This is a genomic window from Desulfogranum aggregans (genome assembly GCF_055398265.1).
Genome location: NZ_AP042447.1, coordinates 4,515,557 through 4,539,844 on the forward strand (window position 1 = coordinate 4,515,557; position 24,288 = coordinate 4,539,844).

At 50.3% G+C, this 24,288-nt stretch carries 17 protein-coding genes and 1 tRNA gene; 9 read left to right on the top strand and 9 right to left on the bottom strand.

The window, feature by feature from the left end; translation table 11 throughout:
- Positions 1-16: 16 nt before the first annotated feature.
- Together ACZ52Z_RS19775 and ACZ52Z_RS19780 are read right to left on the bottom strand one after the other, a co-directional pair.
- The gene (locus ACZ52Z_RS19775) at positions 17-601 is read right to left on the bottom strand and encodes a D-sedoheptulose-7-phosphate isomerase (RefSeq protein ID WP_464268489.1); all 585 of its coding nucleotides are present in this window, start codon (positions 599-601) and stop codon (positions 17-19) included.
- Between the two features lie 103 nt (positions 602-704).
- Positions 705-1,379 carry an adenylate kinase gene (locus tag ACZ52Z_RS19780; RefSeq protein ID WP_464268490.1) on the bottom strand — a complete coding sequence of 225 codons (675 nt, stop codon included), beginning with the start codon at positions 1,377-1,379 and terminating at the stop codon, positions 705-707.
- A gap of 319 nt (positions 1,380-1,698) precedes the next feature.
- On the opposite strand from ACZ52Z_RS19780, the gene ACZ52Z_RS19785 reads away from it, so the two are divergent.
- From ACZ52Z_RS19785 to ACZ52Z_RS19800, 4 genes are all read left to right on the top strand, one after another.
- Positions 1,699-3,009, top strand: coding sequence for a homoserine dehydrogenase (locus ACZ52Z_RS19785; protein ID WP_464268491.1), 1,311 nt, complete (start codon positions 1,699-1,701; stop codon positions 3,007-3,009).
- 21 nt (positions 3,010-3,030) lie between these two features.
- Positions 3,031-4,263, top strand: coding sequence for a cofactor-independent phosphoglycerate mutase (locus ACZ52Z_RS19790; RefSeq protein ID WP_464268492.1), 1,233 nt, complete (start codon positions 3,031-3,033; stop codon positions 4,261-4,263).
- Positions 4,256-4,714 carry an acyl-CoA thioesterase gene (locus tag ACZ52Z_RS19795; RefSeq protein WP_464268493.1) on the top strand — a complete coding sequence of 153 codons (459 nt, stop codon included), beginning with the start codon at positions 4,256-4,258 and terminating at the stop codon, positions 4,712-4,714. The genes ACZ52Z_RS19790 and ACZ52Z_RS19795 overlap by 8 nt, the downstream gene beginning before the upstream one ends.
- Positions 4,715-4,767: 53 nt before the next feature.
- Positions 4,768-4,844: transfer RNA gene (locus ACZ52Z_RS19800), tRNA-Met, on the top strand.
- A gap of 483 nt (positions 4,845-5,327) precedes the next feature.
- Here ACZ52Z_RS19800 and ACZ52Z_RS19805 read toward each other — a convergent pair.
- On the bottom strand, positions 5,328-8,588 hold the full coding sequence (locus tag ACZ52Z_RS19805) for a PAS domain S-box protein (protein WP_464268494.1): 3,261 nt from the start codon (positions 8,586-8,588) through the stop codon (positions 5,328-5,330).
- Between the two features lie 1,103 nt (positions 8,589-9,691).
- On the opposite strand from ACZ52Z_RS19805, the gene ACZ52Z_RS19810 reads away from it, so the two are divergent.
- The 3 genes from ACZ52Z_RS19810 to hisJ all read left to right on the top strand — a co-directional run bounded on the left by ACZ52Z_RS19810 (position 9,692) and on the right by hisJ (position 13,428).
- A complete protein-coding gene (locus ACZ52Z_RS19810; protein WP_464268495.1) occupies positions 9,692-11,020 on the top strand; it encodes an MBOAT family O-acyltransferase in 1,329 nt (442 codons plus the stop codon).
- On the top strand, positions 10,995-12,023 hold the full coding sequence (locus ACZ52Z_RS19815; protein WP_464268496.1) for a hypothetical protein: 1,029 nt from the start codon (positions 10,995-10,997) through the stop codon (positions 12,021-12,023). The genes ACZ52Z_RS19810 and ACZ52Z_RS19815 overlap by 26 nt, the downstream gene beginning before the upstream one ends.
- A gap of 619 nt (positions 12,024-12,642) precedes the next feature.
- The gene (gene hisJ / locus ACZ52Z_RS19820; protein ID WP_464268497.1) at positions 12,643-13,428 is read left to right on the top strand and encodes a histidinol-phosphatase HisJ; all 786 of its coding nucleotides are present in this window, start codon (positions 12,643-12,645) and stop codon (positions 13,426-13,428) included.
- A 224-nt stretch (positions 13,429-13,652) separates the two neighbouring features.
- Here the strand turns inward: hisJ and ACZ52Z_RS19825 are convergent, their stop codons facing one another.
- The 6 genes from ACZ52Z_RS19825 to ACZ52Z_RS19850 form a co-directional block, all read right to left on the bottom strand.
- Positions 13,653-14,114, bottom strand: coding sequence for a universal stress protein (locus tag ACZ52Z_RS19825; protein ID WP_464268498.1), 462 nt, complete (start codon positions 14,112-14,114; stop codon positions 13,653-13,655).
- A gap of 468 nt (positions 14,115-14,582) precedes the next feature.
- Positions 14,583-15,602 carry a UDP-glucose 4-epimerase GalE gene (gene galE / locus ACZ52Z_RS19830; protein WP_464268499.1) on the bottom strand — a complete coding sequence of 340 codons (1,020 nt, stop codon included), beginning with the start codon at positions 15,600-15,602 and terminating at the stop codon, positions 14,583-14,585.
- An 801-nt stretch (positions 15,603-16,403) separates the two neighbouring features.
- Positions 16,404-17,408, bottom strand: coding sequence for a hypothetical protein (locus tag ACZ52Z_RS19835; RefSeq protein ID WP_464268500.1), 1,005 nt, complete (start codon positions 17,406-17,408; stop codon positions 16,404-16,406).
- A complete protein-coding gene (locus tag ACZ52Z_RS19840; RefSeq protein ID WP_464268501.1) occupies positions 17,405-18,094 on the bottom strand; it encodes an ABC transporter ATP-binding protein in 690 nt (229 codons plus the stop codon). The genes ACZ52Z_RS19835 and ACZ52Z_RS19840 overlap by 4 nt, the downstream gene beginning before the upstream one ends.
- A gap of 1 nt (position 18,095) precedes the next feature.
- Entirely contained in the window at positions 18,096-19,265 is a 1,170-nt protein-coding gene (locus ACZ52Z_RS19845) for an ABC transporter permease (RefSeq protein ID WP_464268502.1), read from the bottom strand.
- A 312-nt stretch (positions 19,266-19,577) separates the two neighbouring features.
- The gene (locus ACZ52Z_RS19850) at positions 19,578-20,048 is read right to left on the bottom strand and encodes a nitrous oxide reductase accessory protein NosL (RefSeq protein WP_464268503.1); all 471 of its coding nucleotides are present in this window, start codon (positions 20,046-20,048) and stop codon (positions 19,578-19,580) included.
- Between the two features lie 387 nt (positions 20,049-20,435).
- Here ACZ52Z_RS19850 and ACZ52Z_RS19855 point away from each other — a divergent pair, with 387 nt between their 5' ends.
- The gene (locus ACZ52Z_RS19855) at positions 20,436-21,476 is read left to right on the top strand and encodes a molybdopterin-binding protein (protein ID WP_464268504.1); all 1,041 of its coding nucleotides are present in this window, start codon (positions 20,436-20,438) and stop codon (positions 21,474-21,476) included.
- Positions 21,477-21,568: 92 nt separating this feature from the next.
- On the top strand, positions 21,569-24,283 hold the full coding sequence (locus tag ACZ52Z_RS19860) for a delta-60 repeat domain-containing protein (protein WP_464268505.1): 2,715 nt from the start codon (positions 21,569-21,571) through the stop codon (positions 24,281-24,283).
- The last annotated feature ends 5 nt before the right edge of the window (positions 24,284-24,288 follow it).

The following is a 24,288-nucleotide window of genomic DNA, read 5'->3' on the forward strand; positions in this document are numbered from 1 at the left end:
GAGATGCCGTGGGGGATTAATGAGTGGCAAACATTTCTCGTTCAACTATTTCGCAGAGCAGGTGCTCAACCCAGAGGTGTGCTTCCTGTATGTGAGGGGTTGAGTCGGAGGGAACATTGAGTACCATGTCGCAGATGCCTCCCAGGTCACCTCCCGGGTTTCTCGTGCCACCGGTGAGGGCAACGGTTTTCATGCCGATAGTCTGGGCCGTTTCCATGGCTTTGACTACATTGGGTGAGGTTCCGGATGTGGAAATGCCCAAGGCGAGGTCCTCCGGTCTGCCCAAGGCCTCAACCTGTTTGGCAAAGATGAGGTCAAAGGAAAAATCATTGCCGATGGAGGTAATAACCGAAGTGTCCGTCGTCAGCGCCAGCGCCGGCAGAGGACGGCGGTTGATGAGAAAACGGTTGACGAACTCTGCTGCCATGTGCTGGGCATCGGCAGCGCTGCCGCCGTTTCCGAAGATCAACAGTTTGCCGTTGTTCTCCAGGCTGGTCCTTATCCACTGGGTCAGCGTAACGATCGAATCCGCCGCCTCCCGAGCAAAGGCCTCTTTGGCGGCAATAGATTGATTGAGATTGGATGCAATAAAGGCTTTCATGGCCACCATCAATGATAGAAAAAACCGCAGGTGTCAAACAAAAAAACGTTTCCGTGCACCATATGCATGGAAACGTTTTTTTGTCAGGTATGGACTGTCCGAATTACGGCAGATCTTTCATGATTGCTTCGGAAACTTCCTTGATCGGAGCGGAACCATCAACAGAGATAACCGGGATACCTTCCAGGTTCTTGAAGTAGTTGACAGCGGCCATGGTGCCGGTGGTTTCATCATAATAGATGTTATGGCGTTTGTTGATTGCCTCTTCATCCTGGTCATCTGCACGGGTGGACAACTCGCCGCCGCAAACCCGGCAAACAAGTTTACCGTCTTTTTCCACTGGTTTGATGGCATCAAAGGCTATGTGGTTGGGATGATTGTTGTCATTGGCACAGAGACGACGACCCATGATGCGCTCTTTGGCTATCTCGCGGTCAAGGACGATTTCTACCACGCAGTCAAGTTTCATGTTCGCTTCCTTGAGGGCTTTGTCCAGGGCCTCTGCCTGGGCCAGCGACCGAGGAAATCCATCAAGGAGCCATCCATTTTCTTTGGACTTGTTAAGAGTCTCCAGTACCATGGGAATGGTGATGTCATCAGGTACCAGATCGCCGCGGTCAATGTACTCCTTGGCTTTTTTACCCAGCTCGGTTCCGCCTTTGATATGCTCACGGAAAATTGCTCCGGATTCAATATGGTCGATGCCGTACTTTTCTTTGATAATGGCACCCTGAGTGCCTTTACCGCTGCCGTTGGGGCCGAAAGTAAGAATGTTCATGCCGGTCTCCTTTGAGTTTTTTTCACTGACAGTAAGTAACTAACAGCCTAATTTTTCATGGGAAAAATGGCTAAAAAAAATGAATGGCTTCTCATTAACTGGGCGAGTATACAGCAACTTGCCTGCTTTGGCTATGAAAATGATAGGGCGTGTCGTGCTGGGCGGTGACGGCAATTCAGGGCGATAGGCAGGGTAGAGCAGTGCACATAGGCGACGATTCCCCGCAGAGTGGACCTATACTTTTTGACAACCACGGGTAAAGCGGGTAGAAAAACCACCGAGGTTCAATGTCCACTAACTTCAGACAGGTTGATAGCGAATGAAGAAGATTCAGGTAGGTATTATTGGTTTCGGTACGGTGGGGAGCGGTCTTGCTGAGGTATTGTACTCTCAGCAGGAGAGGCTGAAAAAGCGAACAGGCATCGACCTGCGCCTGACAAAGGTAGCCGATACCGGATTGTCCGAACTGCCTGACCATTTCAAAGATGTGGCGTTGGTGCGTGATGCCGGAGAAATAATCAATGATCCGGACATCGCAATCGTAGCCGAATTAATTGGCGGTATCGAGCCGGCAAAAACCTTTGTTATGGACGCAATTCGCGCCGGAAAACATGTGGTAACGGCCAACAAGGCGCTGCTGTCCCAGGAAGGACGCGATATTTTTCGTGCTGCGGCTGAACATGGAGTGGAAGTGGGCTTTGAAGCCAGTGTCGGCGGCGGTATACCGGTGCTCAAATCACTCAGGGAGGGGCTGGTGGCCAATAACATTCTCTCCATTATGGGGATTATGAACGGTACCGCCAACTATATTCTGACCAGGATGACGGAGGAAGGGGTGCCGTTTGATGAGGTGCTGAAGGACGCCCAGGAAAAAGGGTTTGCCGAAGCTGACCCCACCTATGATGTAGAGGGAATTGATACTGCTCACAAGCTAGCCATTCTGATGTGCATGGCCTACGGCATGAATATTACCCATAATGAGATCGTTACCGAAGGAATATCGCAGATAGAACCGCTGGATATTGAACTGGCGCGTGAATTCGGCTGTCGGATAAAGCTGCTCGCCATCAGTCGTAATCACGGCGATCACGTCGAGGCGAGAGTGCATCCGACCATGGTTCCGGAAAGCCACCTGCTGGCATCCATAAACGGTGCTTTCAACGCTATCCATTTTACCGGTGATACGGTAGGCGATGTACTGCTGTATGGTCTGGGCGCGGGCAAAGTGCCAACCGGAAGTGCGGTGGCGGCAGATGTTGCTGATATCGCAAGAAACATTGTTTCTGGTGCGGTCGGCAGGGTACCGCCGCTCGCTTATCTTCCCGAATATGTGCAGGAGCGGCGGGTTACCCCCATGGATGAACTGCTTGGGCCCTATTACTTTCGTTTCACTGTTCGTGATGAGCCGGGGGTACTTTCAGCTATCTCCGGCATCTTGGGAAAACACGGCATCAGTCTCGAGTCGGTGGTGCAGAAGGGAAGGGGCAAAGTGAATGCGGTGCCCCTGGTTATGCTTACCCACGATGCACAGGAATCGGCCGTCGAAGAGGCGCTGCGGGAAATTCGAGAGCTCGACGCGGTGGTTGCACCGGTGGTGAAAATTCGCCTGCTTGAAGATGAGCAGGCGTAACCAGGGAGGAGAATACTCGGTATGAAATATATTCTGCTGATCGGCGACGGCATGGGCGATGTTGCCGTGCCCCAGTTAAAGGGACAAACGCCCATGGAGGCAGCCGCAACCCCGATGATGGATCATCTGGCGCGCAACGGCGAGCTGCTGCTTGTGCGGACGGTACCAGAGGGGTATCCACCGGGAAGTGATGTCGCCAACCTCTCTTTGCTGGGGTATGAACCGGAAAAATACTATACCGGCAGGGCGCCCCTGGAAGCTGCCAGCATGGGAGTGGATATTGCCGAGGATGAATTGGCCTTTCGCTGCAACCTGGTTAATGTGGAGTGGCGTGACGACCGTTTGTTTATGATCGACTACAGTGCTGGCCATATTTCCACCGAGGAGAGCCGTGAGCTCATAGACGCTGTGCAGGCCAAATGCGGCACCGAGCAGCTGCGATTGTATCCCGGGATCAGTTATCGCCATCTTGCCGTGTATAAAGGGACCCTTCCCGAAAGTCTGCAGACTGTTCCGCCTCATGATCATATGGATCAGGACGTTACCGCTTTTTATATTGCTTACCAGCAGAACAATGCATTGTATCAGCTGATGCAGCAGGCCAGCGAGGTGCTGGCCGAACACCCGGTAAATCTTCGCCGTGCTGAGCAGGGAAAAGCCACGGCCAATGCGCTCTGGCTCTGGGGAGAGGGCAAACGACCGGCCATGGAGACCATCCCTGAGAGGTTTGCTGTAGAAGGCGGCATGATTTCAGCGGTAGACCTGCTGATGGGCTTGGGCGTGTTGAGCGGCCTGGAAGTGGTGCAAGTAGAGGGAGCGACCGGCTACCTGGACACCAACTATCAGGGCAAAGCACAGGCAGCGTTGGAGCTACTGAATCACAAGGACTTTGTCGTGGTCCATGTGGAGGCCCCCGACGAGACAGGTCACCAGGGATTGGTCGAAGGAAAGGTCCAGGCCATTGAAGATTTCGACCGTGAGATCGTCAGCCCAATAGTTGCGGAGATGGAAAGACGCGGTGAACCTTTTCGCGTCGTCGTCACCATGGATCACTACACGCCGCTGCACCGGCGCACCCATGAGGACTGGCCGGTCCCCATGGTACTTTACGATTCAAGGGGCGTGGAGTGCCCGTCACAGCGGCCCTATACGGAAAAGCAGGTACTTGAGGCAGTGGAAAAGAGTGGTCTGTGTCTGCCGTCTGGTGCGGCCTTTTTTCAACGGTTTATGGAGCGTGAGCCTGTCGATGAATAAGCGAATGACGATAACCCTCCGTGAACCGATCCATCGAACCACCTACCGGGTCATCTATGGAGATACCGATGCCGCCGGAGTGGTATACAACGCCAATTATCTTCGCTACTTCGAGATCGGCCGTACAGAGATGATGCGGGAGTGGGCCATTCCGTATAGCCGAATTGAAGAGATGGGCTATGTTCTGCCGATCACAGAGAGTTACCTTCGCTATAAGGCTCCGGCCCGTTACGATGATCTTTTGACCATTGCCACCTCCCTGGTGGAGGTGAAGAGTGTTTCCTGTCGTTTTCACTATGCGATTAACCGGGCGCAGAAGCAGGAAGGCGAGCAACTGCTGGTACGGGGCTTTACCACGTTAGCCTGTATTGACCGGCAGGGAAAGCTCACGCCTTTTCCGGAGTTACTCCGGGAAAAAATCACTGAATTGTCGAAGGAGGCGGATAAGTAATCATTTTGTAATTGACAATATCTCCAGCTATGGTACATTCTCTCGTCACGCGTCGCGGGGTGGAGCAGTTCGGTAGCTCGTCGGGCTCATAACCCGAAGGTCGGAGGTTCAAATCCTCCCCCCGCTACCAAGTACTTTCAAGGACTTAGTCAGTTTCTGGCTAAGTCCTTTTTTTTGGTTGTTAACATATTGTTAACTTTTTGCCGGTTACATCCTACTTTTTGGTTTATCCTGGGACGCTCTACAGTCCACTCGCACGGTCGCTTCTTCCTGCTTTCCGCAGTTATTTTCGCAACGGTACAACAAATATAATATCTTGTTTCAATAAGTTAGGCCTCGCGTCATACCTGGAAAAGGTATTGATTCGAGAATCTTCAATATCCGTTTTTGGATTTGGTTGATCAAGGCTTTCTCCACATGTGCCGGGCTCTTTCTTTTCCTTGCTGATCACGGGTGTACAGAGGGAGTATTAACTTCAAAGATTGATAGAATGTGAAGACCTTCTGTAGGGCAAAATTAAAGTTCTGCATAACTGGCTTACAATGAAAAATAGCGGAATTGTCAGTCCGAGTTGAGGCGATATTTTACCCCGACCAGTGACAAAAGTAGCATGTCAGCCCTCCAGGACTTCCCGCAGCTTCCTTGCCAGGTCCTTCATTGAAAAAGGTTTTTGAACGAAGTGCACGCCTTCGTCCAGCACGCCGTGGTGGGCGATGACGTTCGCTGTGTAGCCGGACATAAACAGACGTTTAAGATCCGGGTGATGGGAGAGAAGGTTTCCTGCTAACTCCCGGCCATTCATTTCTGGCATCACTACATCGGTCATCAACAGGTCGATCCGTCCCTGATATTCATAAGCCAGACGGATAGCCTCGCCAGGGGTAACGGCGGCTACCACTCTATATCCCAGCCTTTCCAGCATCGTGGTGGTCATTTCCAAAATAGCCGACTCATCCTCCACGAGGAGAATGGTCTCGTTTCCGTGTTCGGTGGGTAGTTCATGCGCATTTTCTGACGCTTCGGCTGATTTTGTACCATACACAGGTAAATAGATCTTAAATGTTGTTCCCTGGTCAGGTTCGCTATAGACGTTAATGAAACCGTTATTCTGCTTCACTATGCCATAAATCGATGCCAGCCCCAGACCGGTACCTAGGCCTTCTTCCTTGGTGGTAAAAAAAGGTTCAAAGATATGACTCAGAGTTTTTTTATCCATTCCGCAGCCGTCGTCGCTAACTGCGAGTAGCACGTAATTTCCAGGTTGAGATTCCAGGTGGTCATGGCAATAGTTCGTGTCAATGCCTTTTGCACCTGTTTCTATAGTGATCTTGCCCACTCCTTCAATGGCGTCTCGGGCGTTGACGCAGAGATTGGCGAGGAGCTGGTCGATCTGTGAGGGGTCGATCTTGACCGGCTGGAGGTTTCTGCCGGGGTGCCAGAACAGGTCGATATCCTCACCAATCAGCCGACGGAGCATAGTGAGCATCCCCTCCACTGTGTCGTTTATATCTATGACCTTGGGAGCAATGGTCTGCTTGCGGGCAAAGGCCAGCAGCTGTCGTGTCAGGTCGGCTGAACGCTCGCCGGCTTGGTGAATCCTTTGCAGGTCGGCATACAGTGGCGATGCGGGATCGATTTTCTCGAGGGCCAGCTCGGCATAGCCGAGAATTACGCCCAGCATGTTATTGAAGTCATGAGCCACGCCGCCGGCCAGACGGCCTACGGCTTCCATTTTCTGAGCCTGTTGAAGCTGGGCGCCGAGACGTTCGCGCTCTTCCTCGGCCTGCCTTAATTGCGTGATGTCTGTAATCATCGACAGCATCACCTGTTTGCCGGAAAGAATGACACTTTCGGCCGACCAGAGAGCGATGATAGTTTTTCCTGACTTGGTCTTGAATTGGATGGGCTCATCTCTGAAGCGGCCATTGGAATGAAGCTTGGCAACAATACGGTCGCGTTCTCCGGGATCGTCCCAAATGCCTACCTCCTTGGAAGTTCTACCGATTTGCTCCTCTCGAGTGAACTCAAGCATCTTGATCCAGCGGTCGTTGACATCGATAAATAAACCGTTATCGACTTCCGATAGAACCAGAGGTGCGGGGCTATATTGAAATGCGGTAGCGAAGCGCTTTTCACTCTCCCTCACCACCTGCTCGGCCCGCTTGCGTTCGGTCAGGTCCACGTCGATACAGAACATCTCCTTCTCGCCACGATGATTGGAGATCATGACGTGATTAGAGTAGACCTGAAGACGCTCGCCGCTCTTGTTAAGAAGTTCGATCTCGCCGGAGGGCATCACAACCTCCTGGTCGTGCCATCGCCGGGTCCCTTCTACTACTGCTTGTCGCGATTCTTCGGGAATGATCAGCTCCTCGAGAGTCCTGCCCAGGGCCTCGTCGTTCGTATAGCCATAAAGCTTCTCGCTGGCGGGATTCCAGAAGATGACACGGCGGTCCTTGTCATATCCCTGAATCGGGACGCCGTCCACCGAGTTGAATACCGCCTGCAAGCGCTGTTCGCTTTCGCGCAGGGCGAGTTCAGCCTTCTTGTTCTCGGTAATATCCTGAATCGTTCCAAGCAGACAATGGCCTGCCACCCCCTTTTTGGGTAAGGGTTCACATATTACATTGATCCATTTCTTTGATCCAGAAGGCAGCCTGAGGTGCAATTCGATGTTATAGGGTGTTCCGTCCTCTATCGCCCCAGAGATAGCGGAACTAAAGACTTCGAATTGCTCAGGGGAATAGATCTTGGGGTAGTCGGTCAGCGGAATTGGGCCAAGGGTTGGATCGCGCTCGTAGATCCGGAAAACCTCATCCGACCACTGCGGGACACCAACCATCGGGTCGAAAAACCAATTGCCAACCTTGGATATACGTTGCGCAAGTTGTAGCTCCGCAGCAACTCGTTTGAGTCTCTCTTGCACTTGCTGGCGCATGAAATATGCTCCGAGCATTTCCGCGGTCATCCAAAGCAGCGTGACCTCCGAATCCTGCCAATCGCGTGGATAGCGAGTTTCGTCGAAACCGATAAATCCCCACCATTTCCCATCAACAATGAGCGGAAGAACCAATATGGATAGGATTCCCTGGAATTCGAGGATTTCACGTTCGTCATTAGGGAAATCAGCCACGTGTCCCCGGATGTTGGTCCCGGCTGCCAAGGCTTCGACCCAGCGTTCGAAGCCTTGCGAGTAGACTACATGCTGTAAAACCGGGTTGTCGATCTCTGGCCTTATACCGGGTGCGCATACCTCAAAGACCTGCCTCGTACAAAGGCCGTCATTGGGGTCGTAAAAGTTTTCGAAGATATAGACCCTGGATACCCGAGTGGCTTCGAGAAGAGATGCCAGGGCTTTAGGGACTGCATATTCAGAGGTTTGTTCGCCTACAAGGCACGTTGATACTTTGGCGACGGCCTGTTCGAATCGTAATTGCCGCTTGAGTGCCTCTTCTGCCTGTTTGCGTTCGGTAAAATCACGCTCCACCGATAGAACGCATTTCTTTTCATCAATTTCAGTTAACTTGAGATTGACTTCCATCCAAAAAAGTTCACCGTTCTTTTTTTTACATTGCCATTTAAATAGTTGTGGATTTCCATCTGCTGCTTTTCTAATGTAATCTACAGCCTCTTTTTGAATATAAGGCGGTTCACCAGAGCTAAGCGTTCCTATATCCAAGTTTAAGATTTCTTCCTTAGTGTAACCCAACAGTTGGCAAACTATGGGATTAACCAAAATAATTTTTCCCGTTTTTATTTCGAAAACAATTATTGCATAGTTAATAGAGTTTATAATATTCTGGTGAAATAAAGCAGTTTTTTTTACAGCTTCAATCTCTTGTTTAAGCTCTTCATATGTGGATTTGGTAGACATGATAAAACCTATAATATTTCCATAAAAAAAGTTACAGATACTTACATTATTATTAATCGTAATAAAATACAAGTATAGCATAGATATTTTAAAGGCTATTAGAGGTAGCTCTCGGCCTGATTTTACTAGCGGGGGAGAATTGCAGAAGTATCAGTCAGTGGACGACTTGGTTTTTACCTTACTGGTCGTAGAATGAAGAAGCCACAATTAACTGAAATGGTTAGGTGTTTCTTGTCATGCCGAGATAAATCCGCAACCTCGGGAGTTCTCTGCTGGACAGAAATTGCTTATTACCAGCCAGTGGGTGCGTAGCTGCAGTGGATGCAAGTCCCACCTGCCCAAAGCTGAGCAAACAGGTCTGTAGAGAAACCTGTGGGTAAGCCCAGTTAAGTGAGTTCAAAACCAGATGGATCAAGGATGCAGGCTCTGTATTGAGCCCCGATAAATCTATTGTCGCGGCCTTGTGATAGCTTCCAGCAGTAAGGAGGTAAAAGCCGACGGTTTCAGTAAACCGGAAGGCAACAGACCTGTGGGCACCATGGCCAGTGTGCAGGTCGCCACCGGGATCAAAGACCAGGGCATGCATTAACAGGGGTAGTGTGGGAACTCTGGAGAGCCATTTGTATCTTTGTATAAATGACGGTGAGGGAGGCCGTGGAAACTTCCAGGCGCGTAAGACGAGAATACCCTGCCGCTTGTACGTGTTTTGACTATTTCAAGGAACACGAAAGTAGATGGGAGTGCAAGGTGCCGGGTGCGGAGAGCGAAAAAAGGACGATCTTGGGATTAGGCTGTTTTTCCCGGAGCCTTGCCCATGGATACTGGAGTATTCGCTGGAGTAAATGTGCGGAAGAATGTCGTTGAACATGGTAATCTGCAATGCAGATTGCCCGAGTGTTTTCACATATATTGAATGGGTACGCTCTATCGTGCGTTAAGGTCACATTGGCATCGAGTGAAAAATGAGGCCATACGGGAAGTAAGGAGATGTGGCGGAAGGTTGAGTCGCGCAGTATATGATATTTAACTCTTTAACATTTCTGTTTTTTTTTGCTGCAGTACATTGTGTCTATGCCCTTTTGCAATCCTGGGAAAAGCGGAAGGTGCATCTCTGGCTTTCCAGCTATATTTTTTATGCTGCCTGGAATCCACCCTTTGTTTTTTTGCTTTGGATTTCAACGCTCATTGACTGGTTTTGCGGGCAAAAAGTAGCCACGGCGGCAACAGCACGCCGAAAAAAGTTTTTCCTGGCCCTCAGTCTAGCTGTCAATCTCGGCATGCTGGGCTATTTCAAATATGGTGGTTTTCTGCTCGAAACGTTTGCTGCATTCCTTCAAGCGACAGGGTTGGACTATCAGCCTGCAGCACCTAATATCATTTTGCCTGTTGGTATTTCCTTTTATACCTTTCAGTCGCTTTCATATACGCTTGATATATATCGAGGCCGGTTGGAACCCTGGCCTAAATTTACCGATTTTGCCTTTTATGTAACCTTCTTTCCTCAACTCGTTGCCGGTCCCATCGTTCGGGCCGTTGATTTCCTGCCGCAGTGTCTGGAGCCAAAGAGGGCGACTCCCTATCAAATGGGTTGGGGCTTGTCGCTCCTGGTGGTAGGGCTTTTTGAAAAGGTGATCCTTGCCGATAAAGTGATGGCTCCGATTAGTGATACTGTATTTGGCAACCCAAAAGGCGCTGGGACCTTGGATGCCTGGAGCGGTGCTTTCAGCTTCGCCGGTCAGATCTTTTTTGATTTTTCCGGATATTCACTGTGTGCTATCGGAGTGGCTATGACTTTTGGTTTTGTCCTTCCCGACAATTTTCGCTTCCCTTATGCTGCTATTGGTTTTTCAGATTTCTGGCAGCGGTGGCATATTTCTTTATCTTCCTGGCTGCGAGATTATCTCTATATATCGCTTGGCGGAAATCGACGAGGCGACCTGCGTACGTTCGCTAACCTGATGACGACCATGCTGCTCGGTGGTTTATGGCACGGCGCTGCCTGGACCTTTGTGGCCTGGGGAGGATTGCAGGGGGTGTATTTGGTAGGGGAGCGGTATCTTGTGTCGATTTTAGGAGATATTGCCTTTTTCCAAACAACGGTTGCCAGGGCATTCCTTGGTTTGTTGACTTTTGTTTTGTTCTGTATCGGCATGGTGTTATTTCGTGCTCGCGAGTTTGGCGATGCCTTTACTCTGTTGTGGGCCATGTTTATTCACCATAAACAGCAACTACTTTCCCATGCCGAGACATTACAGGTGATGCTGCCTCTGGGGGTATTGCTCGTTGGCCAGGCGTTGATGCGTGACAGCAGTCTGGAAGAGGTAGCAGCCAATATACCTGGACCGCTGAGGTTTTTGCTTATGATGGGAGCTCTGTTGATCTTGAGTCTTCATTCCGGAGGGGAGCGTGCTTTCATCTACTTCCAATTCTAGCATTAGAGCCAGACACTATTTTGGCAAGTGGCACTGGTTAATCATCTGGCTGATGATTGCTTGTATTTATTTAGGCTGTATCGCTGGCTGGGAGATACACTGGCGTCTCCGCGGTTTCACTCCGAGCATTACAGATGATTGGCCAGTGTGGAGCCAGGTCCGGCGTCAGGCAAACCAACAGTCAAACTCCCTTGCTTTGATTGGTGCTTCGAGAATTTTGTTGGGCCTTGATCCCGAAATTGTTGAGGAGATGACTGACTATTCTGCTCATATGTTGGCGATTGACGGCAGTAACCCGCTTCCGGTTTTGGTTGAATTGAGCAATGATCCTGGTTTTATTGGCAAGGTTATCTGCTCCATCCCTTCCCTCTGGCTTGCCGGAGAGCTAAAAACAAAAGATGACAGGTCCGAAAAATGGTTACGTAAGTACAAAAAACAGTCATTGTCGTCAAAATTGGAAACGCGCTTGGCGCTGACGCTCCAGGGACAATTTGTTTTTCGCTACGGCGGTCTGGCCCCGGGACAATTGTGGGAGAAATGGCAGCAGGGCAGACCGGTCACTCCCCCTTATGCCCCTATGCGGGCAGACAGATTCCGGACAGCCGATTATTCCTTGGTTAATCTGCAATCATTACGTGATGCCAGGATTGAGCGCACCAGAGAATTACATCAGGAAGTACCCATGCTGGGACAGCAAGAGTTTATACAGCGTGTCGAAAGTATTCATAAAGCTGTAAAGCGTATTCGGCAAAGGGGGGGCGACGTTGCCTTTATCCGCTTTCCTTCCTGCGGAGAGGTGTGGGCCATTGAGGAAAAGACTGTTCCCCGCCAACGTTACTGGGATCTTTTGGCAAAGACGGTTACGACGCCTACAATACATTTTGCAGACTATGAAAAATTACAGGATTTCAGCTGTAACGATGGTTCACATCTCAGCTATAGTGATGCCCAAATATTTACCCGTGAAGTCATTACACTTTTACAGCGCCAATATTTCCTTTGATTTAAGTTGAGCTGCTGCAGACCATGTATTTTATTATTCACTTGAACTTGAAAGAGATAAATATTGCTAATGCATTCAAATAGTTGGAGATATTTTATCCTCGGGAAAGTACAGACTGTTCCATCAGCCCTCGACGCTCACCTCAGGTAAAAGCAGGAGCTGGCCGCTTTTTCCCGTGCTGCAGTCAGTAACCCGGACAACCCTGGAAAACGTGCATGTTCGGTTGTCAAAGTTCTGCTGCTGTGCGCGCTCTGTATGCAGGGCTATCCGTTCACCATTGCGAGGCGCGGTGATTCCTTCTTTGGCAGATGTCTTACAACAGAGTTCACTGGTATCCTGCCGCTGAGATTTCGCGCCTGATCAACCCGGTGAGATCGCTGAACCGATTATGCAGAGCTCGTCAAGGGTCAGGCCGAATTGGCTGGTGTACAGTTTGTCATCGGATTGTACTGAATGATTTGCTTCGTACATTCACCTCTTGAGTGAGTTTTTGCAGCAGGTGTAGATTCATATTTTTTGATATAAAGTAAGCCTATTGGCCACGTTTCATAGCATTTTTTTCTGATCAATCTTCACGGATTGAGGTTTCAGATTTCAACATCACTGAGGAGGGGGCAAATTGCAGATCGACATCCACAGCGATTATCATATGCACACAAGGTACTCCGACGGTACCGGCAGTATCGATGACATGGTTCATGCAGCCCTTTCCAAGAACCTTACCCAGATTACCATTACTGACCACATGCCGCTGCCCTTTCCCAATCGATATGCCATACAAGAACATGATATTGAGCAGTATCGGCTGGATACCCTTGTATTGCAAGAAAGATACGCGGAGGCGCTGCGCATCAATCTCGGCCTGGAAATGGAATTCATTCCTGGGTACAAAGCATGGATACATGATCTCGCCCATCGGAGTTGGGACTATTTGATTGTTTCAATACACCACTTGTCGGGAGGAGATGGATCCCTGAATCTGGTCAACGGTACTCGTGAAGAGTGTGAGGAGCTGATGTGTTGTTTCGACCATGACGGCAGGGCGTTGTGCCGGCAATACTATCAAACCCTTCAGGAAGCTGTGTCAACCGGCTGGTTTGATATCGTTGGCCACCTGGATGTGGTAAAAAAGCACAACCGCGGAAACCGCCTGTTTGATGAATCTTCCTCGTGGTACCGTCACCTGATCATTGATACCCTTGATATCATCAAGGAGCAGGGGATGAGCATGGAAATCAACACAGCAGGATTCAATCACGAGCCGGCAGAGCAGTATCCCAGCAGCTGGATAATCCGGGAGGCAATGCAGCGGGAGATAAAAATGGTTTTGGGTTCAGACTCTCATGTACCGGAAACGGTTGGTCAATGTTTTTCGGCGATCGGTACACTCGTCAACAGTGCATAGCGCTTGACTGTTTCACTACGTTTTAATCGAGATAATATGGAAATGAATGTACAGGGAGGGCTTATGCCTCCTTTTGTGCGAGTTCGCCCAAATATGCTGAAGGGACATTATCGAATGGATCATTTGCTGGTACGACAGGTGGTTTGTCAACGGGTGTGAAGAAGCAGGTTGCCAATAATCGTGACATCTAAGGGCTGCATTAATCCCCAGGAAGAGTCAGCGTGTCATGATGCATTACGCCCACTTGATCTCCCCTTCCAGTCCCTTGTTTCCATGCAACGTACCACCATCACGGTGCAGGTGGCATAGGCAACCACCCTTAGAGCGACACTGCCGATGGGACATTTCTCCGGGCGCGAATGGAAGGAACGGCGTCCAAGAACGATCAGATCAAGTTTTTCCGACTGCTGATACCTGATGATCTCTTCTGCTGCAGACTTTCCAAAAAATACGCGAACTTTTGCTCGGACTCCATGGCGCAACGCCACCTGCTGGTACGACCTGGCATGTCGAGTTGCCTCACGGAGGAGGGCCCCATCATTCTGGAGGCTGCTTTTGGATGCTTCACTATTTTCAGCAACGACCACAATGTCCATTTTCGCGTTTTGCTGCTTGGCAGTTTTGATGGCTTTTTTCAGGACAAAAGAAGCGTACTCAGATTGATCCAACGCAGCCATTATCTTCATAAATTGATTACCTGCAATCTGTTGCGGGAGCATTGACCTGGTTTCTCTTTTTTAGGTGTGTATGCATACCTCTCCCTCAACCACTCTCTTTCTGCTTGAGTGCAGGTTTTTGATCCAATTTAGTCGAGTGTAGAAAAACAATTATCAAGACCTGCCTGTGGGCGTATAAACAATGCGCTATAGATCGCACTCCATTGGCCGATTGACGCACCATCTGTATCGGAAGCCCGGTGTCAGGATTGGAAGAAGAGATGCTTCAATGGGCGAGTGTATCAATATGCTATTTCATTAAAATCAAGATATTGAATGCAATGTATTGCTGAAAACATGGGAGCGTACATATAGCAGGTCCCCCTTCTCTGCCACTGGAAGTTCAGGGCTTACTGCAGCAGGATTGGGTGCTGCTGCGGATCGACCGTCATCAGGAGGCCTTCAGAACAGCTGGGGCCTGTCCCAAGTGAAAAAAAGTTAAACGTCGCTATACCCTTGGGGGTTGTTGGATTGCCATTTCCAGGTATCCGCACACATTTCGTCAATGCCGTGCTCCGCGCTCCAGCCCAGTTCTTGTTTAGCAAGCCCAGGATTGGCAAAACACTGGGCAATGTCTCCAGCCCTTCGTGGGGCGATGCGGTAGGGCACCTTTTTGTTGCTTGCACGTTCAAAGGCCTTCACCATCTCCAGAACCGAATACCCATGGCCTGTGCCGAGGTTATAGGTTACCACCCCCGGGTTTTCAGCCAGTTTTTCCAACGCGCGTAGATGTCCGATTGCCAGGTCCACCACATGGATATAGTCCCGTACGCCCGTTCCGTCGGGGGTAGGATAGTCGTTGCCAAAAACCGAGAGTTCCTGCAACTTGCCAACAGCAACCTGCGAGATATAGGGCATCAGGTTGTTGGGAATACCGTTGGGGTCTTCACCAATAATGCCGCTTTTATGGGCACCTACGGGGTTAAAGTACCGAAGCAGCGCGATGTTCCACTGTGGGTCCGCCACTGCCAGGTCACGCAGAATTTCCTCTACCATTAATTTGGTGCGGCCATAGGGATTGGTACAGGAAAGCGGGAAGTCTTCGGTAATCGGTACAGAGGCGGGATCACCATAGACGGTGGCTGATGAGCTGAAGACTATATTTTTCATCCCAAAATCCGCCATGATCGAGCAGAGGTTGAGCGTGCCTGTGATGTTGTTGTGGTAATAGAGCAATGGTTTGTCCACTGACTCACCCACTGCTTTAAGGCCTGCAAAGTGGATAACAGCGTCGGCTTCTTTTACCTGGGCAAAGGTCTCTTTGAGGCTTTCTCGGTCAAGCAAATCGGTGACAAACAGGGAAATGGCTGTACCGGTTAATTGCTCGACTCGACGAACGGATTCCCGGTGAGCGTTGCTGAGGTTGTCGATGATGGTTACCCGGTGTCCGGCTTCAATTAATTCAAGACAGGTGTGGCTGCCAATATAACCCGCACCCCCTGTGACGATAATATGCATTAATAAGCTCCCAGAAACTGCAGAAGAACAGCAACACTGCCCATTTTTTCGCCTCCATCATTGTCTCAAGAACCAATTATGAGGAGAAGGTCAGGCAAGTGGTTGCCGGTGGTGATGATGGGGACCGTTTTTTCATGCTGAATCAGCATGGCATTATGTTTATTTTTTTTTGACTTTTTTTTCATCCTCTTTGTTGAAGGCGGTTTCTTTTTATCCCTGTCATAAGGATTGTCAACCTCATATTCGCATCCATCAAGAGACAGATCAAGATCTTCATCCTTTTCCAATGAAAAACGGAAGAGAAGATTTGGTGCTGGTTGATACCGGTTGAGCAAAGAATTTTTTGCTGATAGTGATCACCTCTTCGGAGGGTGAGGTCTATCTGGCTCTGCAGAGGGGGCTTCTCTTGGCGAGATGTGCATGGGAGAGAGCACGATGAGGCTGAAGGGTAGCGCCGTGAAGAAGGGCATTGAATGTTCCTGGGAGGTTGGTTCCAGGTTTTGTTTCAAGATAGCGTACTCGTTGAAGAGGAGCTTCCTAGCCTCTCTGGATTGAGTTGTATTCCTCAGATTGATGTGAGAACATTTCCCGCAGCAGCAGTCAAGTGGTTGCTTCTTTGGTGGAGAAAGGACTTTTCGTTCTGCGCTCTAAAATACGCTGTATGGGGGTGGAAACCGGTTTTCTGGCGTGCTGTTTTTTTCGCTTTGAATTCGTAATGATCACAGAACGCAGCGGGGTAAGGTGTTTGCTCTTACCTGTTAACCTGAACCGCTCTCAAGCGCTGTTTCCCCGATCCTGGCATCATGAAAATAGATTGAGCCGACTGTAGAATACGATGGCTGTTGCGAGCACGGTAAAACAAAAAAAGTGCAGCAAGCTTATGCCTACCCATTTGCGTGCCATTCTGTCGAGAATGGTCACCATATCAGGATAGTGGTTTAGGGGAAAGAAGAGCCCTGGTACGATGCCAAAAAAAACGCTGGAAAAAAGAAAAATATAGAGTGGGTAGCCAATAAAATGATATTCCCGTTGCAACATGTCGAACGGACACAGGTGGGTTGGTAGTTCGTAAATAGAGGGAGAAATAACAGATATCACTGTTATTAGGGCAACAAAGAGGTACGTTGCAGAGGAAAGAGACAGCACAATGCGCAGCAGCCGCTTCCTGCTGTACAGGCTCCATATCAGAAGCAAGAGGTGCAAGGCTGATGCAGCAATGAAGAGAAAAAGTATCGGTTTTGCCGGAAAGCCAGTTAAGGAGGCAATGGTTCTGTTGCTGGAACTGGCGAATAGAGAGCCGCAGCAAGATGTTATGATATCCGGCTGCAAACCGAGAAAGTAATTGAGCTGCAACCAGTAGTCCACAACGATACATGGCAGCAGCAGAAGTAGCAGGACGTATTTTAGTCTGACAAGCGGATAGCTGGGTGAGTATTGGTCTACGCCGTTAAGTTTCAGCCAGAAACCTGAGAGAAAAAAAAGTGCCAGCTTGGAAAGCAATGCATACCATCCCACAGGATTGGCATTAAGTGATCCGGTGGCGCACATAGCTCCAATGAAGAGGCGGTGTAAATCATCAGCGGTATAGACAAAAAGGATGGTCGATAACGCCTGTACTCCCAAAGAAAAGGCAGCGAGTGTGGAGATCAGGTAGGTTCTGCGCTCAAGCTTGACCTGTCTGGCTGAACTGCTTTCCCACTCCCACTGCCGGGCGATGGAAAGGCCAATGGCAGCAGCCAGTGTCAGGAGTGCCAGGGTAACGGAAGAGCCGATAAGCAGGGCGAGTATGCCGGGGTGAAGGATCACCTGGAAGAAACCTCTGCAACGCGACCGTTGCGCATGTGCACCGTTACCTCCACCAGTTCATGGGAAAACACCAGTGGGTCATGGGTAGCGATGATAACGGTCTTGCCCTGTTGCTGTAGCCTTCCGACTATCGACAAAAAGTTTTTGGCAAGACGTTCATCGAGGTGGGCGGTTGGTTCATCGGCAATAATAACCTGTGGTTCATTAATCAGTGCTCGTGCGATGGCGACCCGCTGCTGCTCCCCACCGGATAATTGTTTTACTGGCAGGCGAGCTTTGTGGTCAATATGCAAATTGACCAGGATGTTACCAGCCTTTTTTTTCATTTCAACAGGGCCAATATTGGTTGGATAGAGTGGTAACAGGACATTTTCCAGCACTGATAGATCCTTGAGAAGATGAAACTGCTGAAAAATAAAACCAAAACTTTCACGTCGCACTTTGGTCAGGAACCGCTCCGGCAGTTTGACCACATTTTGCCCGTCAATCGTTATTTTACCGGAAGTGGGACGGGCCATGCAGCCCACCAGGCTGAGTAGTGAGGTCTTGCCTGATCCACTCGGGCCGGTCAGAGCCACTACTTGCCCTCTGCTGATGGACAGGGAGATGTCTTTCAGGGCGACAGTCTCGTCGACCTTGTCTTGATTATAGATTTTTGTCACTGTTTCCAAGACAATATAGTTCACACTATTGACCTCTCATCACCGTGTCAGGATCAGTTACCGCGGTTTTCCAGATGGGTAGGACCGTGCAGGCCATATAGGGGGTAACCGTAAAAAAGAAAAGCAGTAGGACATGCAGCGGGTCAACGGTCGGGGTTAGGGCAAATGGGGGAAAGAGGACCGACCATCCTTTGAGGATCGCAGCAAGGAGCGGCGCACCAAAGACAAAGACATGGATGTACCCGATTATGATGCCGGTGAGCACTGCGCTAAGCGAAAGGAGCAATCCTTCCCAAAATTTAAGTACGATAACATCGCCAGTGTCCCACCCTATGGCCTTCAATATACCCATTTCCTTTTTTTCCTCTGCGCTAATACCGGTAGCCTTGTCCCAGGCAAGAATGCAGAAGGCGATGACCGCAGTACTGAAAACGGTAAGCATCATTCCGCTGCGCCAGTTGAAGACTGTGTCGTAGGTCCTCAGAATCTCTTGCTTTGTTATTGGCCGCGCATCAGGAAATAATCGTTTTACCTTGGCAGCTATGGTAGGCACTTCGCGACTGTTAGGTACCTGGACAGCTAGATCAGTCGCCATGCCCGGAGGGAAGGCAAAAAAATCGATGACAGCCTGGTCGGTGAGAACAACGAGGTCGTTGGTCAGTAAATTGGATGCGCTTTTGAAAATACCGCTGACATGGAAAAGTGTTCCCTGGTTGCGACTGTTGATCATGATTAGCTCTCCTGAGGTGCCGGCACCGCGAAGGGCCGCAACACCGCTGCCTATTGCACACTCCTCGGCGGATGTGGGAAGTTTTCCTTCGAGCAGGCGCAGTTCAGGGGGGCCTTCACCCGCTCCAATCAACGTGTAGTTGGCTTGTGCAAGCGCATCATAGTAGTATCCCCAGTATCGAGGCGACAGTTTGCTGACGCCAAGAATAGATTTTATTTCCTCCCCGTATGCTAACGGAATCAGTTCATGACGCCCTCCGGACAATCGTTGAACGACGAGGTCCGGGGTCGACTGCAAAATTGCGGCCGACTCCACGCGAAGCGAGTGGGTTGTGAAGAGAACCGAGGCAATGAGGGCAACAATTAGCACATAGGCGAACAGGATGGCTGCGCTTTTGTATCTACGGCGGACCAAGGAGGAGATGGCGAACTCAATGATGTTGATCTGCTTTTTCAACGGCGGCATCCTAAGGGGTTGATGGCGGTGCGATGATTGAACCTGCTGGAAAATGATCAAAGGCTGCCGGTGAATTTTGAAAGGCGGAGAAAAAATCAGCCTGGGAGGGATGCCTTGTGTAGCGTGCCTCGGTCCAGATGGCAAAATCGGTTAGCTGCAAGCGGGCAATAAGAACTTTTTTTTGTTTTAGGTCGGCTAGTTGTGAAGTTGGGAAGACAAAATTTTGACCATGGAGGGAAAGTATCAGCAGGAGAAAGAGTTCCATGCTAAGAGTGAGAATTACAATGATGCTTTTTCTCATGATGCGTTGGGCGGCTGCCTTTAACGAAGTGATCTAACCAATTCCACAGTAATTTGGTCAAAGGTGAGTATTTTTTCCCCGTTGTGGTCCGAGAAAAACTGTTGCGCTGCATCAAGGGTGGCAAAGGCGATAAATTCATGCCCCATGGGGCCTGTGACATCACTGCCAATGACAAAAACTGCTTTTCTGCCGTTTATCCATTGAAGCGTGTAATAATCTTTTACAAAGATACTGGCTAAAGACGTATCGGATTGGCCACCGTATTTTTTCGGTTCAAAGTAATAGGACAGCATATCTTTAATGCCGTCAAACATGACAATTTTCCCGTTAGGGTGCTCTATTTGGGTAATCCAGGCGGGATATTTGGCGACAAACATCCCGCAAACCGGACATTTTTCTCGTGGGGGGATATCGGTTACCGGTTCAGCGCAGACCTGGCTGCAAAAAAGGCTGCAGATCAGTATGAGGCCAAAGATACATTGACTGTACATAGTGGGCACCATTGTTGAAGCGGGAGAAACGCATGGTAAATCATGCAGGCTGCACGGACATAGGAATATCCGGGCTGGCCGCGCAAAGGTGTATCGCACCTATCATGCTGAATATACTGGTAGGATGGATTCTGTCAATACAGCTTTTTTCAAGGTTGAGGATTGTGAGGCGGAGTCAGAGAGGGCCAGCGATGGGCGGTGGCCGGTGAAGGCGTAGGACCGACCAGAAGGTGCTGACCTGCTGTCGGGAGTTGCTTTTTTTTCAGTAAGGGGTAGAGTTCTATGACCGCCGTCCGCTGACGGGTCGGGCACAAAAGAATATTGAACGAACAGGAGACCTCATCAGGCCGAAAAAGATGGTTGACTGCAGAGGATATTGATCGACAAATGGCAGATATATCACATAAACAATGTATTCCAGTGGACCAGGCTGTCGGGATGGTCCTCCCACATGATATTACGGAGATAGTTCGTGATGAATTCAAAGGGCGTGCTTTTAAAAAAGGGCATATCATCCGGCCAGAGGATGTGGCCCATCTTCGTCGCCTAGGGAAAGATCATATTTATGTTTTGCAGTTAACCGCCGAAGAGATACATGAGGACGAGGCCGCCCTTCTACTGGCAGAAGCACTGGCTGGTCCCGGCATTACTTTTGCAAGGGAAGTGGTGGAGGGGAAAATGTCGTTAAAAGCTGCTTGCGACGGTATCCTCTACATTAATCGCGATGCCCTGCTCCAGTTTAATATGCTCGGCGAGGTGATGTGCTCCACCCTGCAGTCCAATACCCCAGTCAGGTCAGGTGAGCAGGTTGCTGCCACCAGGTTGATTCCGTTGGTGGCCAGGAGAAGGCTGGTCAACAGGGCTGTTTCCATTGCCACCGTCGACCACGGGATAGTGCGAGTGGAGCCAATGCGAACCGTTCAGGCCGGTCTGGTGATAACCGGCAATGAAGTGTACTACGGACGGATAGAGGATAAATTTGAGCAGGTGCTGCGCGGAAAGATGGAAGCTCTCGGGTCTGCTGTCAGCAGCGTCGGGTTTGCACCGGATAATCCGCAACATATCGCGGCAGAAATACACAAACGGTTGGCTGACGGAGCAGAACTGATCATCACTTCCGGTGGAATGTCGGTCGATCCGGACGATGTGACACGGCAGGGAATTAAGGAAGCCGGGGCCTCAGATATGGTGTACGGAACTCCGGTTCTTCCCGGGGCGATGTTTTTGGTGGCCAGGATCGGTGAGGTGCCGGTCATAGGGCTACCGGCTTGCGGAATGTTTCATAATATTACCGTGCTGGATCTAGTGTTACCGCGCATTCTTGCCGGTGAGACCATCGGCCGAAGGGAGTTGGCGGAAATGGGGCATGGCGGCCTTTGCCGCAACTGCCGGCATTGCACCTATCCGGTGTGCAGTTTTGGTAAATAACTCGTTGTGTATTATATTTTCTCTAGTGTTTTGCTAAAGTATCAGAGCAACGGCATGATAACAGGAGAAGGTTTCCCAGGGAGACAGGTCTTATGTGGAACTTCAGACATATAGCATTGGTTGTCTTTTTGGCATGCGTACTGATTCTCAAGGTTGGCACCGTCGGAGGAGAAGGCTATTCTCTGGACAGGGGATTCGGGGATGACGGTCGGCTGGCTGAATCACCAGGCGGAATCAGCAGCCGCGGCTACACTGTCGTTTCCCAATCTGATGGCTCCATTTTGGTTGCCGGTTCACAGTCCAGTACCGCTGATCATGATTTTTCACTGATTCGCCTGCTTCCCGATGGAACCTACGACCCCACCTTCAACGGAGACGGCCGTGTGACAACCTCCATTGGCAGGGGAGATGATGAAATCTTCACCATCGGCCTGCTGAGCGATGGAAGGATCGTAGCTGGCGGTTACAGCCACAGTGGAAGTGACCGGGACTTTGCCATGGCCTGCTACATGCCCGATGGTACACCGGACATGGGCTTTGGTGAGCAGGGACAGGTGGTACTGCAGGTAGGAGCGAAAAACGAAGAAATTACCGCTCTGGTGGTCAGTGAGGAGGACCAGATTGTTTTTACCGGCGTTGCCGAGGGCACCAGTGGAAGAATCATGGTCCTCGGACGGATGAATGATGATGGAACGCTGGATGCAGGGTTCGGCGATCAGGGGCTGACACTGCTCGGCGTTGGAGAGGATGCCATTGCCGATGGAGTTCTCCTGCAGCAGAACGGACGAATAGTCGTATCCGGTTCCTCGCTGAATGAAGAGCGTTTGACTGCGGTATTGGTCGGTTTTTTCAGCGACGGTTCGCTGGACGATACCTTTGGGGTTGATGGCGTAGCCATCCCATCCGATGACTTTGAGGTTTCAGCAGGATACGGCATGGCCGAGGACGAGGAAGGAGAAATTTACCTGGCCGGTTCAGGGGGAACGGAGGATGGTCCCCGGGAGGCAGTACTATTCCGGTTTACCGAAGACGGGCAGCCTGATCAGACGTTTCATCAGACCGGCTACTCCGTCATCTACTCGGGCTCCGAAGATTCCGTTATGTATGACGTAGCCATTGTCGACAGTGGCAGCAGCGTGATGGTAACCGGTTTCGCCACTGATGCAGGAAAACGGAGTCTGCTGGTTGGTTCGTATAGCACTGCATCAGACGGACAATTATCAACGGTATCTCATGACGAGGCACCTTCGGTTGTACCTGTCAGTGTTTCCAGGCTGATGCTTGTGCCGGGAACGGTGGAAGAAGATTTTTCTCTTGAAGATGCCCCGGGGATTCAGATCCTTGATTCCTTTAAGGCTTTTAAGGCGCAATCCGTTACCGATGACGCCGTGCTGGAGCCAGGAGCGGCTGCCGTTTACCGTGGAAAGCGGACCCAGCAGGAGGAAAGCGATGGCGGGCTGTTTGCTCAGACCATTGAGCTGCTTGCATCGCTCTTTGTAAGTGAGGCCGTAGCAGCCGAGCTCGATAACGAGACGGTCGCTGAGGAGAGCGCCAATGTCGAAGTATTGATCTTGCCGGCAGGTGGGGACGCTGCCGGTAACGGCATTACCGTTCTTGAAAGTGGTGAGGTTATCGTTGTGGGGACAACCACCGACCAGAATGAGACCGATACCCTGACTGTGTCCAAGTTCGCTTCATCTGCAGTGGATAGCAGTACGATGGTGACCTCCCTTGCTGATGATGCGTCCCCTCTTATTCAGACAACCCTGGTGACCGAAATTACCCGCACCAGCGCCCTGACAGGCGGAACAATTCTTTCAGGCCTCGGGACGGTTACCCAGAAAGGGGTGGTCTTTAGTACTGCTCCCTATCCGCAATACAAAGGAGATGACGACAACGACGATTCGGATGACAGTGACGTTTTTTCAACAACAATCACCAATCCAGGAGAAAGCGAAACGCTGGAGAGCGGTAATTTTACCCTCTCAGCCAGCACTACCCTTACGAGTCAATGTGGGTACAGTGACAGCAACATCTCTTTTGAGCAGATGGCGTCTTTTTCTCAAACAGGCAGCACTGCCCATAGTACGTCACTCTCCCTTGAGGATGGTGATTACGTGTATTACGTCCGATGCCAAACATCTGATGGCGATGAGTCGGTGGATTCGGTTGCCTTTACGGTGGATATTGCGGGCATTGGACAAACAACCACGATGATGCGTGAAGCGCTGGAGGCGAGCGGGAATTTTTTTATCAGCAGTGCCATGGCGGAGGAGACTGATGAAGACGGCAACGGCCTGTTTCAATCTTCCAATGATACTTCTTTTGTTGAAGAAGGTGAGACAGATGACGGCAGCCGTACCGGACCGTATAGTTCCATTCTCAAGGATTTGAAGCCAGGGACCATCTTTTATGTCCGAGCCTATGCAATCGCTGGCGGAGCGGTCTATTATGGCAATCAACTGCAGTTCCGGACCAATGATTCCTGTTTCATAGCTACAGCCTCTTTTGGTTCCCTTTTTCATCCAGCGGTAAAGGTCCTGCGTGATTTTCGCGATCAGTACCTGATGAGCGCGGAGTGGGGACGCCGTTTTGTGAGCTTCTATTACGACGTTTCTCCGCCGATTGCCGATGTTATCAGGGCAAACGAGCTGCTGCGTTATTGGGTTCGAATGGCGTTGTTGCCATGGATTGGTTTTTCCTGGCTCGCACTGCATCTGGGACTGTGGCTGGCAGTTGCGGTGAGTGCCACTGTAGGATGCCTGGCCTGCTACGGTGGCTTTCACATGCATCGACGCGGGTACTGAAATTA

Bases quoted from the DNA above. Each gene is read 5' to 3' on its own strand.
- ACZ52Z_RS19775 (WP_464268489.1), bottom strand. From the start codon at position 601: ATGAAAGCCTTTATTGCATCCAATCTCAATCAATCTATTGCCGCCAAA.
- ACZ52Z_RS19780 (WP_464268490.1), bottom strand. From the start codon at position 1,379: ATGAACATTCTTACTTTCGGCCCCAACGGCAGCGGTAAAGGCACTCAG.
- ACZ52Z_RS19785 (WP_464268491.1), top strand. From the start codon at position 1,699: ATGAAGAAGATTCAGGTAGGTATTATTGGTTTCGGTACGGTGGGGAGC.
- ACZ52Z_RS19790 (WP_464268492.1), top strand. From the start codon at position 3,031: ATGAAATATATTCTGCTGATCGGCGACGGCATGGGCGATGTTGCCGTG.
- ACZ52Z_RS19795 (WP_464268493.1), top strand. From the start codon at position 4,256: ATGAATAAGCGAATGACGATAACCCTCCGTGAACCGATCCATCGAACC.
- ACZ52Z_RS19805 (WP_464268494.1), bottom strand. From the start codon at position 8,588: ATGTCTACCAAATCCACATATGAAGAGCTTAAACAAGAGATTGAAGCT.
- ACZ52Z_RS19825 (WP_464268498.1), bottom strand. From the start codon at position 14,114: ATGAAGATAATGGCTGCGTTGGATCAATCTGAGTACGCTTCTTTTGTC.
- galE (WP_464268499.1), bottom strand. From the start codon at position 15,602: ATGCATATTATCGTCACAGGGGGTGCGGGTTATATTGGCAGCCACACC.
- ACZ52Z_RS19845 (WP_464268502.1), bottom strand. From the start codon at position 19,265: ATGCCGCCGTTGAAAAAGCAGATCAACATCATTGAGTTCGCCATCTCC.
- ACZ52Z_RS19850 (WP_464268503.1), bottom strand. From the start codon at position 20,048: ATGTACAGTCAATGTATCTTTGGCCTCATACTGATCTGCAGCCTTTTT.
- ACZ52Z_RS19855 (WP_464268504.1), top strand. From the start codon at position 20,436: ATGGCAGATATATCACATAAACAATGTATTCCAGTGGACCAGGCTGTC.
- ACZ52Z_RS19860 (WP_464268505.1), top strand. From the start codon at position 21,569: ATGTGGAACTTCAGACATATAGCATTGGTTGTCTTTTTGGCATGCGTA.